The following is a 12,416-nucleotide window of genomic DNA, read 5'->3' as shown; positions in this document are numbered from 1 at the left end:
CCCCGAACCTGCAGGCGGACACATCATGAAAAAAGAATTTGAAGAAAAGATGACGGAAATTTTGATCGGTGAGGCGGTTACTGACTTACTTGATGCTAATGCAGCCATTTCATGGACCGCTTTACTTGATCGTCTGCGCGCTGGTCTTGATAAAGAGACCGATGAGCATCGCATCCGTGCCGGATTGCGTGCTATCGACGAAGTCAGACGTGAAATGCAGGTTAGGGCGTCTGAAAAAGCGATCGGGACTGAATCTGATATACGGCCTGCACGCGGAAAAATGCATTAAAATTGATTTAAATCAAAGACTCTCTAAGGTCTGACGCTAAATTGTTTCCCGGGAACAATTTCTGTTATACTGTATGCTTATCCACCTACGGACGGAGGTCATGTGAAAAATGACGCAGCCGCCGAAGATATCTACGCCGTTATTGGAACGGTTGTGGCGCGCCTTCTTAAGCCGGACCAGCATCTGACTCTGCATGAGATTACTACTGCACTGCATCACATGGGTGAGACAGCGACAGGGCAGGATGTTCGTGAGGCCTGCCGTAAAGCTGTCATTTTGCTTGCTCGTCAGATGCACTAACTAAAGCTCACGCAATATTAGCGATCAAACAACAGTCCAATCAGTGCCTGATAATGCTGCTCTTCTTCGGCGCTGGTTGCTGCTTCAAGACGACCAAGCAGTTTTGTGCATAACGCCTTACGGTTAAGGTTTTTGCCTGAGGTCAGAATTTCAACTACCAACTGTCCCAGCGTTTCCTGCTGGCTCAGAGTGGAAGCTTTGTTGAAATAATTAGCGATGTCACTAGCGGATGATGGATGCTGTACCATATTCTGACGCATAGTTAGCCTCGTTGTAATAAGTAAGTTGTACTGACAGAGGTAAAGTTATACAACTAACTTTTACTTGTACAGCTTTTTCTGCCACTAATTTATCGCCTGCGATCTTTTCATTCTTATTTTTCTTTTATATCAAATAGTTAAATGAAATTTTTTTTGAGTGAAAATTTTACTTCTTCTTTGTACAGCTTCTGCATTGAGACGTGTACAACGTGGTTGCGCTGATATTCTGCTAACTCTCTTCATCGTCACCTGAGGTAAAACGTATCGGTTTAGCCGATAACGCTGCCTGTTCATGACGTAGTGCCTGGGCCTGCCACTCTGTCTGAGTTTGGTGAATTCGCTCAGGCTGTACAAAATTTTTCAGCCAGCTTCTGGCATCGGCAATTTGTGCCAGACGCTCATCGTTCTCTTCTCTCTCTGCCATGCGACCCAGCTCTGCGATCAGGGCCTGAACGCTGATATCCCGATCGCCCAGTGCCAGATTGAGTGTCGCTTCGCCAATAATGACGTGACCTACTACCTTTTCATGAAATAACACTTCCGCTCTCCTCATCATAGTTTTGTAATGATTTTAAAGTGTAATGAGCAGCAATACTTCTACAATACGCTGTAAACGATCAGCTGAGTCCCGATGCAAAAAGTATTTGATGATTCTGAGATACAGGTTTGTAACGTACTGATAGCGTGCAGCATCATCTATTCATGCAGTGTAAACCGGCTAAAGGCAGAATAATCTTAAAAAATTTGAACGTTATTCATTGCTGTCTGTTTCAGCTCTGGCGCTTTTTCAGACGTTGCATGCCACTTTTTATAGCCCGCTGATTGCTGATGATTACAGCCTGGTCATGGGGTACAAACCTGAACCCGGTTAACAAAAGCCACGCTTTAGGACAATTGCCCGCTCTATACTCAGGCCTGGGTCTGCATTTATTCTGATAACTGCAACCCTGGCTGGCGTGCTCTGCTTTTACTCTATACGTGTGTTAAGCATGGCACGCGCTTACCTTATTAGCTTTATATCAGCAGAGTAAATTTTGCGCATGCAGGAGGGTGAGAGGTTAATGCTCCGGATTATCAGGAGTGAGGGGAAGGGTACTGATGATCACTCTGCGCAGCAGATGGCTGTCAGGCTGGCTGCCCCAGCAAAAGGTGATCCAATGTTCACAAAATGCGTGCCAGTCAGAAACCGGCACCAGCGGTTTGTCGCGACGTGTCCCGTCCCACACATAGACATAGTGATCGCGATCGCGCAGTGCCCAGGCAATCATACTCTCCCACATCACCTTTGCCGCATTGGTCTGAGCGCTATCGGTAACAATAATTGAACGCGTATGCAGGAAATAACAAAAAAAGCGACGTGCCAGGCCATGCACCGCCTGTTCATGCTGCGGCTGACGCGTGCGCCAGACCATAATCTGAATGCAGGCGCGTAACGGCGAGGTAAAATCCTCTGTTTCTTCCAGCCTTACTGCATAGACCGTTTCAGGTTTCGGTTCCTGGGTAACCAGCCGGTATTGTTTATCCTCCGGACAGACATAGAGCGCATAGCCAAAGGGAATAATAAAGCCTGGCAGCGTGAATACGCGCGTCTTACCTGTAAGAAAAGCACAGGTATCGTCCCGGTTTGGCACTTCACGGCTCAGAATCTGATTAAAGTGCGTATCAGGTAAGGTGATGGGCATGTGGTTATCCGCTGTCGTACGTTCCAAAAGACCTCCCTGAAAACCGGAGTGGATTTGATCATCAGTTTTAATGAGTAATAAGCTGGTACAGCAGGAAAAAGTGTAGCCGGAGATAAGGTTATAAGCGTCTGTTCAGATACGCTGTAGCAGGGCGGAGGTGTCGTCCATGACAGTTTCTCCGGCCGGTGAACGCTTGCGCGTAACCGATAAGGTTATCTTTATCGTCGTCTTCCAGCCGGAGCCGGATTACGTCCATAGGCGTCAGTTCTTTTCGTCGTTCAGGCTTGTCAGTGTCTGCAAATAGGGCACGTGCGGAACAACGTGCTCGGGTTTATCGAAACTTTTCAGCCAGCTTCTGGCCTCTGAGATCTCAATAAGACGGGCATCGCTGCCACCCGCATTTGCCATTGATTCGAGCTCATTAATCAGTGAACGAACGCTGATCTTTTTTTCGCTCAGTGCAAGGCTGAGTGCCGCTTCGCCGATAATGACATGACCTATCTCGTCGTGTTGAATAGACAAACAAACCTCCTTTACGATTGCATGATAACCTCACCACTTACTGTAGGCGTAACGGCAGAATTTGCCGGATATATTTTGAAATTTCCCAAATCAGCTAGCAGAATTTTTTGATCGAACGCTTTTTAGCCAATGAAAATTCTGCGGGCTTTCGCCAGCGATCGTTCTGAAATTCTGCAAAAAAAAAGCCCGCGCAGGGCGGGCTAACAAAATGTTGAAGAGGATTTCTCTCGCTGAAAACGCATCCTGTGTGTTGTTTGCCAGAATAGGCTGGCTCATACACTATAGATGACAAACCATTTTAAATTGGGTTTTAGCTGTAAACCCGACGAAAATCTGCGTTGCTCATCGGACCAGCATAAAATAGGGCAATAAGCTAATCAGGCAGGCTATAAGCAGTTTACAGAAATGGATAACCGGGCCAGAGGTAAGTAGATAACAACAACCCGTGAAATTGACAAAAAAATGCCTCCGCGAGGAGGCAAGGTAGGAGTTACTCAGCTCAGTGCTTAGTTGGATTTCTCACTGAACACACTAAGAATAGAGAAATTTGTCAGTTTTTCCGACTCGCTTAGTAAAAAATTATACATACAAAACTTATAGTTAGCATGATTACTGATTAACTATATGAATAATATGGCTTTAGTTTGTGATGAAATCGTTTTCTAAGAATTTACTTATATTTTCATTAACCTGCTCATATCACCCTTTCTAATCTTATTCTTCAGGTAGCGACTTTTCTGTGGATGGATTTTTAACCAGACTCAGTACCGCACACCTTTTGCTTTCATATCTGAAGTGCGCCACCGACTGCAAACCAATATAAATATGCGCCTTAAAAGAGGCGTGATTGTCACTTTTGACAAAAAGCACAGGGTGACGCGTGCTCCATTGAGAGTCATCCTAAAACTTACGTTTCGCTTGATGACTGGCGAGAGCTTGCCAGGCTTAGGAGTGTCATTTCCATCAGATAAGGAGAAATCATGTCACGGTTTGCAGATAAAGTTGTCGTTATTACTGGTGCAGGCTCAGGTATTGGCGCTGCGTCAGCACAACGTTTTGCTGCTGAAGGGGCATCAGTAGTACTGGTGGGAAGAACTGAAGAGAAGCTGCAGAAAGTCAAAGAGGCTTTACCTGCCGGAAAACATCTTGTTGTTCCCTGTGATGTTTCAGATGCCGGGCAGGTCAGGCAGCTTAGTGAAAAGGTGAACCAGCATTACGGGCGCGCGGATGTACTGGTCAACAATGCGGGCAGTATCGTTCAGGGCAAGATCCATGAAGTCTCTCCTGATGACTGGAAAAAGCTGATGGGCACCGATCTGGATGGCGTCTATTACTGCACGCACTACTTTATGCCAGCCCTGCTGAAAACCAAAGGTAACGTTGTCAACATCTCTTCCGTATCCGGACTTGGTGGCGACTGGGGAATGAGCGTATATAACGCGGCCAAAGGCGCTGTGACCAACTTCACGCGCGCACTGGCGATGGACTATGGCTCAGACGGCGTCAGAGTCAATGCTATCTGTCCGGGATTTACGTTTACTGATTTAACGGAAAACGCAAAACAGGATGAGGAGCTGCTGGCACGCTTTTACGACCGCATTCCGCTACGCCGTGCGGGAGAGGCTGATGACATTGCGGGCGCAATTGTCTTTATTGCCAGCGATGATGCGCGCTATATCACGGGCGCTAACCTGCCGGTTGATGGCGGTTTAACGGCATCGAACGGTCAGCCAAAACAGGCCTGATAGCAGCAAAAAAGCCCGCGCAACTGCGCGGGCTTATCTTTGACGTCACACAAACTATGAGCGTGGGATCTCAGACACTTCTTTGACATCAGCTTTATTAATCTGCTGTTTAACGCCGTTGGCATCAACATAACCCAGCAGTCCTGATTCCGCTTCTTTTGGCTTACCATCGCTGACAATAGTACGACCATCATTAGTATGAATCGCATAGGTGGTGCGGGTGCAGCCGGTAAGGGCGGACAGGGCAATAATCGCTGCTACTGGAAGTAAAATAACTTTCTTCATTGTACTCTCCTTGATAGATGGATCAGTTATTCAGTTCACTCATGTTCGTGATTTGATCACGATTGATCTGCTCAGTTTTGCCGGTTTGCGCGTTTTCATACGATACCAGCCCGGTATCGCTATCTACCTGTGGTTTACCACTGGTAATAATGGTGCGGCCATCAGTCGTTTTAATCGCCTGGTTAGACGAGCAGCCGGTTACGGCTAAAAGAGATGTCAGGACTGCGGCAGCAACAACCATTTTTTTCATCATATTTCCCTATTTTCTGGACACGTTATAAGAGGAGCATAGTCCATAATTTCCGGGGGTGGTCTGACCTTGATGATTTTTTTGTGCAATTGATGCGGTGAACAGCAGGGGAGTACGGCCGTAGCGGAGCATATATTTTGCTATCCTTCCGGTGATGCCTGAGAAACAGATAAAGGCAGGCGAACCATCAGAAAAGAGACAGGCTTGTTAAGAAAATTTTGGCTAAAGAGAGGGCACGCCACGGAGGCGCACTTTATAGCCCGCAGGAAAACGAGTATACAGCGAGCTGACGCAGATAAAGTAAATAAATATTATCAGGCCGCTTCTGCACGCCTTAAAAGCAGATTGAAAAGATTCTCATAATGCATCTTCTCACTGGCATCTGTACATTTATCCAGCCGGGAAAGTAAAGCGATACAGAGCGCTTTGCGATTAAGAACTTTATCAGAACATAAAATATCTTTAACCATTTCACCCAGCAATTGAAATTCTGTGGACTGACGTATTCTGGTCTGCTCTTCAGCGCTGACTTTATCCATTACGGGAAGATAATGATTCTGGCACATAGTTCTCTCTTATTAATTTAACCGGCGGATGGATCGGCACTGAAGCACTATTAATTCATTTTCCTGGCCAGCAACCGAATAACTTTTTCGCACGCCTGCTGCATTTCAGGGCTGTCCGCTCGTAAGCCTGTTCGGTATAACGCGCCGATGATCTCCTGCAAAGAAAGCGTTTCACCCGGTTTTAAAATCTGTGTAATTACGTCACCCAGTAAAGCGTACATCGCTTCCGCATCTTCTGAATCGTCTTGCTGCACATAACCCCCGTCCATTTTTAAAATTGCTTAATGTTTGTAATATGTCAGGGACGCCTGTTACTGAAAATCGCGACGACAGCACAGTAGCTTAATTAGGAAATGCGTATTTCCTAATAGCGCAGCAGCGTTAATCCAGCAGGCGCAGCGTCATCTTAATAGTTTCTTCGCCATTAGTCACATCCTGAATTTTGCCCACTACGCGCATACCAAACGCAATACAGAGCAGTAAACCGGCAGTCGTATCGGCATCCAGATGACTTGCTATAGAACCATCAGCCTGGCCCTGCTGAATCAGCGACATCAGGAAAGCGCGGTTGCGCAGCACTGCCTGGCGTACCAGATGAGATAACTCTTCATCAAGCGTCTGCAGCTCCACGGTGCTGCCCACCACCAGACAGCCGCGCCGTCCCTCTATCTCGCTGGCGGAATCGAGATAGAACTGGAGTAGCTCAGCGACGCGTTCACGACCCGTAGAGAATGCGTTCAGACGTTCGCGCAGATCGGTATTGCGAATGGCAATGTAGCGCTCGAACACGCGCAGAAAAAGCGAGCGCTTGTCCTGAAAAGCTTTGTAGATACTCCCCGCAGTAAGCTGCATAGCATCACCAAGATCGGCAATAGAGGCAGCGTGAAACCCTTTCTGGCGGAAAATGATCATCGCATTATCAAGCGCAACATCAATATCAAAATTGCGCGGCCTGCCGCGTTCGCGGGGAGCTGTGGCAGAGGATTTTACTGGTGGCATTTTCAGCCCTTATAAAGCGATTATTTCCAAATTATCCCGGTTGCGTCCGGGCCGGTCAACGCCGGAGATTTGCGCTAGAGTTAAGTGGTTAAATTACATCGTATTGCGATAAATATTTCAGCCTTTGTGACAGGGGGATCAGCATGAAAGATGTCTTTATTGTGGGTGGTGCAGGAAAGATTGGTCGTGAGCTGGGTCAGCAGCTGACCCGTGCCAGCGTGACGGCACGGGCGTTTTGTCGTACCGCTGAGCAGGAAGCCAGCCTGCAGCAGCAGGGTATCCAGGCTGTCAGAGGCGACCTGGTTGCCCTCGATGAACAGCAACTCACCGAACTGATGCAGGGATGTGGAGTCGTGGTCTTCACCGCTGGTGCCGGCGGAAAAGGCGGAGAGGCGATGACAAATGCCGTTGATGGCGACGGGCTGGCTAAGTCAGTTGCAGCCGCACAGCGGGCCGGTATTAAACGCTTTATTCTGGTCTCCGCCTTTCCGGAAGCGGGGCGTGGCAGGCAGCTTTCTGACACTTTTGAAAACTATATGCGCGTAAAAAAACAGGCCGACGTGGTTCTCGCCGCCAGCGCGCTTGAATGGGTTATTCTGCGTCCCGGCACGTTAACAGATGAGCCGGCAACCGGCAAAATCAGCGCCGGACCGGCAATTGCCTATGGCACGATTGCCCGTGCCGATGTTGCAGCCACCCTGGCAGCGCTGGTCCATCAGCCTGCCGTATCCCGCGTCATTATTGAGCTGACGGCGGGAGAGACACCCGTTGCAGAGGCGATAGACGCGCTGGTTTCACGCTAACCGGTTCAGCCGCGAGGAGACGTTATGGCACATTTACCGGATGCGCATCTGCAGGCAATCTGGCAAAAGCTGACTCATGCGGTCAGCGCGCGCTCACCCTTTACCCTGATGCAGCTGGCCAGCGTGGCAGAGAATGCGCAGCCTAAGATCAGAACCATAGTGCTGCGCGATTTCAGCCTCGCGCCAGCTTCCTTACTGTTTACCACTGACGTGCGCAGCGCCAAAGTGCAGGAGATGAGAGATAATCCGCAAGTTTCGCTGCTGGGCTGGGATGCGGAGAACAGCTTTCAGCTGCGTCTTGAGGGTAAGGCAGGCTGCGTGGATGAAGGCGAACTGCGCCGTACCGTCTGGCAGAAGCTGCGGCCCGCTGCGCAGCAGTTATTTTACTCGCCTGATTCACCCGGTGAGATCCTTGATGATCCGGATGCGCTGCGTAGCGGACACGCCTCCGCTTCGTTAGCTGACCCCCCGGAAAATTTTGCGCTGATACGCATCATGATAGAGCGTGTTGAGTCGCTTGATGTTAGTAGCGAACCTCATCAGCGCCGTGAGTTCTTACTGCGGGCGAACGGATGGACAGGACGGTGGCTGGTGCCTTAGCTCGCCTGACTCAAATATTTTCAGCTAAATGAAAATGTGGATGTTGAGATTTATTCATCCTGATTAAACGGGGCGCAGATTAATTACGCCTTAGAAAACATAAGGTTATGCGCCTTTCGGTTCACGCCTGCCTTCATTTCAATTTAGTTATGGGCTTAATGAAGTCGCTGCCCATCTGAACATGAAAAAGCTTCAGGTTCGGTGAAATTTAATCACTTTTTTTCAGCAGGGGAGTAAGGCATAAAAGAGTCAGCCCATTGAGGAAATGGTTATATCAAATCAGCATTCAGCGTCGGTTGTACAGGCAGACAGAGAAGCAGGTTTACATCAGAAATTGAGGTGAGAAATTACGATGAACAAAGAATTTACCTTTTCAATTAAAAGCCTTCGTTTTGACGAAAACTATAATCCTTCTGCAAACACGCGTATCACGACTAACTTCGCTAATCTGGCAAGGGGTGAAATGCGTGAGGAAAACCTGCGCAACGCACTGAAGATGATTGATAACCGCTTTAACTCGCTGGCGCACTGGGACAACGCGAAAGCTGACCGCTATGCCGTTGAGCTGGATATCATCTCTGTTGAGCTGAATATCGATCCGGCGGGAAATGAAAAGCCGTTTCCGGTCATCGAAGTCCTGAAGACAACCGTAGTTGATAAAACAAGCGGGCAGCGCTTTGAAGGCGTCGTCGGGAACAATTTCTCTTCCTGGGTGCGCGATTACGATTTCAGCGTTGTGTTATCTGAGCACAACAAAAACCAGGCCGGTTTCAGTACGCCAAAAAACTTCGGTGATCTGCACGGCAATATCTTCAAAGGCTTCATCAGCTCAGATATCTATAAAGCCAGCTTCAGCAAGCGTCCGATTATCTGCCTGAGCGTCTCCAGTAAAAATACCTATTACCGTACTGGTAATCATCATCCGGTTCTGGGGATTGAATATCGGCAGGACGCGGATTCGCTGACCGATCACTACTTTGCCAAAATGGGCCTGCAGGCGCGCTATTTCATGCCGCAGGGCAGCGTTGCGCCGCTGGCTTTCTATTTTGCCGGCGATCTGCTGCGTGATTACAGCGATCTGGAGCTTATCAGCACCATCAGCACGATGGAGACGTTTCAGAAAATCTATCGTCCGGAGATCTACAACGCGAACTCAGCGGCCGGACAGGAGTATCAGCCGAGCCTGTCACACAAGGATTATTCACTGACACGCATCGTTTATGACCGTGAAGAGCGTACGCATCTGGCGGTTGAGCAGGGTAAATTCACCGAACAGCATTTTATCAAACCTTACCAGACTCGTCTGGAGCAATGGTCTGCTGAGTTTGCGCACTGATTAATGGAAAAAAGGTTATCTATAGTGAAAAAGTTATTACCGACATCGACGTCTGGCAGTTTACCGAAACCTTCATGGCTGGCGCAGCCGGAAACATTATGGTCCCCGTGGAAACCGGCGGGTGACGATCTGGCAGATGCCAAGCGCGATGCGCTACGTCTCTGCCTCGACGACCAGCTGCGGGCCGGTATTGATATCGTCAGCGATGGTGAGCAGACGCGTCAGCATTTTGTGACGACGTTTATTGAGCATCTCAACGGCGTGGATTTTGAAAAGCGCGAAACGGTGCGGATCCGCAACCGCTACGATGCGAGCGTACCGTCGGTGGTAGGTGAAGTTTCACGCACTAAACCTGTATTTGTTGATGATGCAAAATTCCTGCGTCAGCTGACCACTCAGCCGATCAAATGGGCGCTGCCTGGCCCGATGACAATGATCGACACGCTGTATGACGGTCACTATAAAAGTCGCGAAAAACTCGCCTGGGAGTTTGCCAAAATCCTCAATCAGGAAGCCAAAGAGCTGGAAGCCGCAGGCGTGGATATCATCCAGTTTGATGAGCCTGCCTTCAACGTCTTCTTTGATGAGGTTAATGACTGGGGTATTGCGGCGCTGGAGCGTGCCATTGAGGGATTACAGTGCGAAACCGCTGTACATATCTGCTATGGCTACGGCATTAAAGCCAATACTGACTGGAAGAAAACGCTGGGTTCTGAGTGGCGCCAGTATGAAGAAATTTTCCCGCGCCTGCAGCGCTCAAATATCGATATCGTCTCACTGGAGTGCCAGAACTCCCGCGTGCCGATGGAGCTGATTGAACTGATCCGCGGGAAAAAAGTGATGGTCGGTGCCATCGATGTGGCAACCAATACTGTCGAAACGCCGGAGCAGGTAGCGGAAACGCTGCGTAAAGCGCTGCAGTTTGTCGATGCGGATAAGCTCTATCCCTGCACCAACTGCGGTATGACGCCGCTGTCGCGTCAGGTTGCTCGCGGCAAGCTGGATGCGCTGAGCGCCGGTGCTGATATCGTGCGCCGCGAACTGCTGGGCCAGTAATATGCCTGAGGGTGTATCAGGGCTGACGTCTGACGTCGGCCCTTTTTTTTATCATTCTTAACCGCGCCGTACGCTTTTGCGGCTATCCCGGCCAGGCGGCTCGCCAAACAATCGGGTATATTCGCGCGTAAACTGCGTCAGGCTCTGGTAGCCCACCTCCAGGGCAACAGCAGCAATATTTCCCTGCCGGATAAGTAACTGCTTACGTGCGGCACACAACCGCAGACGCTTTTGATATTGCAGCGGTGAAAGCCCGATGCTGGTTTTAAAGCGGCGGTGAAATGCGGAAACGCTCATGCCAGCCAGGGAAGCGAGCAGCGTGGCGCTGAAAGGGTCGCTGTAACAGGCCTGAAGATGGGTAATCGCCTTACGCACATTGGCAAAGTGCCCGCTGTGGTCCGCTATCTGTCGCAATACTCCTCCCTGCGTGCCGCTTAGCAGGCGATAAAGTACCTCCCGCTCCAGCAGCGGCACCATGATCGCTCTGTCGTCCGGTTTTGCTCCGGCACGCAGCAGACGCAGCCAGGCGTCAGTCAGCGCCTCTTCTGCCTCACCCACCGCAAAACCGCGCTGCGCAGCTGGCATAGCCGTCGCCGGCAGCTGGCACATCAGCTCGCTTACGGCTGCAATATCAATAGTCAGCCGGATAGCCAGATAGGGAGCGGTTTCGCTGGCAACGGCGACTTTGCCGGCTGCGGGCCTGTACCTGCGCGCTGTAACACTTCGAACGCCAGCGCACTCAGCGTCTTACTCATCATGGTATCGCGTTTACTCCTGCAGCGGTCATCCTGCATAAAAGCAGAATCGGGCAAAAATCGGGCAGGTATGCTGGCGCGAGCACGCTGCGGACATATTACTCTCAGGATCGAACAGTCTGCGCAGCCTGCAGCATGGTGATGTTATGACAGAGAGAGGATAAGAATGGAACTGAATAACCGGGTAGTCATCATAACAGGAGCGTCGTCCGGCATCGGCGAGGCGACCGCGCGTGCAGCACTACAGGCGGGCGCGCGTCGCTATGCTGGCACGCAGGCGCGAACGCCTTGAAGCGCTGGCTGTTCCGGCCACACGGGCGCTGGCAATCGCCTGTGACCTTACCCAATCAGAAGCGTGCGCGCGGGCCGTTCAGCAGGTTATCGCCAGCTGGGGCCGGGTCGATGTCGTGATAAATAATGCCGGGCAGGGGCTGTACGCGCCGGTGGAAGCGATCGACGTCAGCGACTTCAGAGAGGTGCTGGCGCTCAATCTTATTGCCCCGCTACAGATGATGCAGGCGGTGGTGCCCGTTAAGCGTCAGCAGGTAGGCGGAAGTATAGTCAACGTCAGCTCGGGTGCCACACTCGGAACATACAGCGGCTCTGCTGCCTATACCAGTGCCAAAGCGGCGCTGAATATGCTTTCGGCGGTTGCGCGTCTGGAGCTGGCTTCAGCAGGTATCAGCGTGTCACTGCTTTATCCTTTCGTAACGGCAACGGTGTTTTATCATTCGGTAAAAGCGGGACAGGCCGAGGCCTGCGCTCAGGCGGCAGAAAGTGCTGCGCTTTTGCACGCGCCTGCGCTGGTGGCAGAGGCTCTTCTGGATTTGGTACGCAGCGGTGCAGCAGAAGCCGATCTGGTTCCTGTCGCCTTTGGCGGCAGCTGGCAGCCTGAGAACGAGTGCAGATGAAAATAAGTGTGCGGCGGCGCAGCAATATGCCATTCGCGCGTTGCTTCCGGCGCAATG

At 50.4% G+C, this 12,416-nt stretch carries 18 protein-coding genes; 8 read left to right on the top strand and 10 right to left on the bottom strand.

Annotated elements, in window-relative coordinates:
- Positions 1-25 precede the first annotated feature (25 nt).
- Together B4056_RS08545 and B4056_RS08540 are read left to right on the top strand one after the other, a co-directional pair.
- Entirely contained in the window at positions 26-289 is a 264-nt protein-coding gene (locus B4056_RS08545) for a hypothetical protein (RefSeq protein ID WP_040113802.1), read from the top strand.
- Between the two features lie 102 nt (positions 290-391).
- Positions 392-589: a hypothetical protein gene (locus B4056_RS08540; protein WP_040113804.1), complete on the top strand. Its 198-nt coding sequence runs from the start codon at positions 392-394 to the stop codon at positions 587-589.
- 17 nt (positions 590-606) lie between these two features.
- On the opposite strand, the gene ycgZ is transcribed toward B4056_RS08540, so the two are convergent.
- From ycgZ to B4056_RS08520, 4 genes are all read right to left on the bottom strand, one after another.
- Complete coding sequence (gene ycgZ / locus B4056_RS08535; RefSeq protein WP_040113806.1) at positions 607-849, bottom strand: regulatory protein YcgZ; 243 nt, start codon at positions 847-849, stop codon at positions 607-609.
- Positions 850-1,078: 229 nt separating this feature from the next.
- Positions 1,079-1,387, bottom strand: coding sequence for a hypothetical protein (locus B4056_RS08530; RefSeq protein WP_040113808.1), 309 nt, complete (start codon positions 1,385-1,387; stop codon positions 1,079-1,081).
- 520 nt (positions 1,388-1,907) lie between these two features.
- Entirely contained in the window at positions 1,908-2,558 is a 651-nt protein-coding gene (locus B4056_RS08525; protein WP_040113810.1) for a hypothetical protein, read from the bottom strand.
- A 234-nt stretch (positions 2,559-2,792) separates the two neighbouring features.
- Positions 2,793-3,053: a hypothetical protein gene (locus B4056_RS08520; RefSeq protein ID WP_071668134.1), complete on the bottom strand. Its 261-nt coding sequence runs from the start codon at positions 3,051-3,053 to the stop codon at positions 2,793-2,795.
- Positions 3,054-4,033: 980 nt separating this feature from the next.
- Between B4056_RS08520 and B4056_RS08515 the strand changes: the two genes are divergently transcribed.
- A complete protein-coding gene (locus B4056_RS08515; protein WP_071668135.1) occupies positions 4,034-4,798 on the top strand; it encodes an SDR family NAD(P)-dependent oxidoreductase in 765 nt (254 codons plus the stop codon).
- Positions 4,799-4,852: 54 nt separating this feature from the next.
- Here the strand turns inward: B4056_RS08515 and B4056_RS08510 are convergent, their stop codons facing one another.
- The 5 genes from B4056_RS08510 to B4056_RS08490 all read right to left on the bottom strand — a co-directional run bounded on the left by B4056_RS08510 (position 4,853) and on the right by B4056_RS08490 (position 6,898).
- Positions 4,853-5,083 (bottom strand): YgdI/YgdR family lipoprotein, encoded by a 231-nt coding sequence (locus tag B4056_RS08510; protein WP_040113814.1) that lies wholly within the window; start codon positions 5,081-5,083, stop codon positions 4,853-4,855.
- Between the two features lie 22 nt (positions 5,084-5,105).
- Positions 5,106-5,333: a YgdI/YgdR family lipoprotein gene (locus tag B4056_RS08505; protein WP_175540442.1), complete on the bottom strand. Its 228-nt coding sequence runs from the start codon at positions 5,331-5,333 to the stop codon at positions 5,106-5,108.
- Between the two features lie 314 nt (positions 5,334-5,647).
- On the bottom strand, positions 5,648-5,899 hold the full coding sequence (locus B4056_RS08500; RefSeq protein WP_288654413.1) for a two-component-system connector protein YcgZ: 252 nt from the start codon (positions 5,897-5,899) through the stop codon (positions 5,648-5,650).
- Between the two features lie 50 nt (positions 5,900-5,949).
- A complete protein-coding gene (locus B4056_RS08495; protein WP_040113920.1) occupies positions 5,950-6,153 on the bottom strand; it encodes a hypothetical protein in 204 nt (67 codons plus the stop codon).
- Positions 6,154-6,280: 127 nt separating this feature from the next.
- A complete protein-coding gene (locus tag B4056_RS08490; RefSeq protein ID WP_094110807.1) occupies positions 6,281-6,898 on the bottom strand; it encodes a TetR/AcrR family transcriptional regulator in 618 nt (205 codons plus the stop codon).
- Positions 6,899-7,041: 143 nt separating this feature from the next.
- On the opposite strand from B4056_RS08490, the gene B4056_RS08485 reads away from it, so the two are divergent.
- The 4 genes from B4056_RS08485 to B4056_RS08470 all read left to right on the top strand — a co-directional run bounded on the left by B4056_RS08485 (position 7,042) and on the right by B4056_RS08470 (position 10,693).
- Positions 7,042-7,701, top strand: a complete 660-nt coding sequence (locus B4056_RS08485; protein WP_288654410.1) for an NAD(P)-binding oxidoreductase — start codon at positions 7,042-7,044, stop codon at positions 7,699-7,701.
- Between the two features lie 24 nt (positions 7,702-7,725).
- Positions 7,726-8,301 (top strand): pyridoxamine 5'-phosphate oxidase family protein, encoded by a 576-nt coding sequence (locus B4056_RS08480; protein WP_113655276.1) that lies wholly within the window; start codon positions 7,726-7,728, stop codon positions 8,299-8,301.
- A gap of 352 nt (positions 8,302-8,653) precedes the next feature.
- The gene (locus B4056_RS08475) at positions 8,654-9,637 is read left to right on the top strand and encodes a DUF1852 domain-containing protein (RefSeq protein ID WP_288654406.1); all 984 of its coding nucleotides are present in this window, start codon (positions 8,654-8,656) and stop codon (positions 9,635-9,637) included.
- A 24-nt stretch (positions 9,638-9,661) separates the two neighbouring features.
- Positions 9,662-10,693 (top strand): methionine synthase, encoded by a 1,032-nt coding sequence (locus tag B4056_RS08470; RefSeq protein ID WP_071668139.1) that lies wholly within the window; start codon positions 9,662-9,664, stop codon positions 10,691-10,693.
- A gap of 57 nt (positions 10,694-10,750) precedes the next feature.
- Here B4056_RS08470 and B4056_RS08465 read toward each other — a convergent pair whose 3' ends face one another.
- Positions 10,751-11,335, bottom strand: a complete 585-nt coding sequence (locus tag B4056_RS08465) for an AraC family transcriptional regulator (RefSeq protein WP_288654545.1) — start codon at positions 11,333-11,335, stop codon at positions 10,751-10,753.
- A gap of 346 nt (positions 11,336-11,681) precedes the next feature.
- Here B4056_RS08465 and B4056_RS08460 point away from each other — a divergent pair, with 346 nt between their 5' ends.
- Positions 11,682-12,359: an SDR family oxidoreductase gene (locus B4056_RS08460; RefSeq protein ID WP_288654404.1), complete on the top strand. Its 678-nt coding sequence runs from the start codon at positions 11,682-11,684 to the stop codon at positions 12,357-12,359.
- Positions 12,360-12,416: the final 57 nt, after the last annotated feature.

Source organism: Pantoea sp. UBA7232 (genome assembly GCF_002473195.1).
GTDB classification, from domain to species: Bacteria; Pseudomonadota; Gammaproteobacteria; order Enterobacterales; family Enterobacteriaceae; genus Pantoea; species Pantoea eucrina.
Note: the sequence above shows the minus strand (reverse complement) of the source record. Positions and strands in the feature narration are given on the sequence as shown.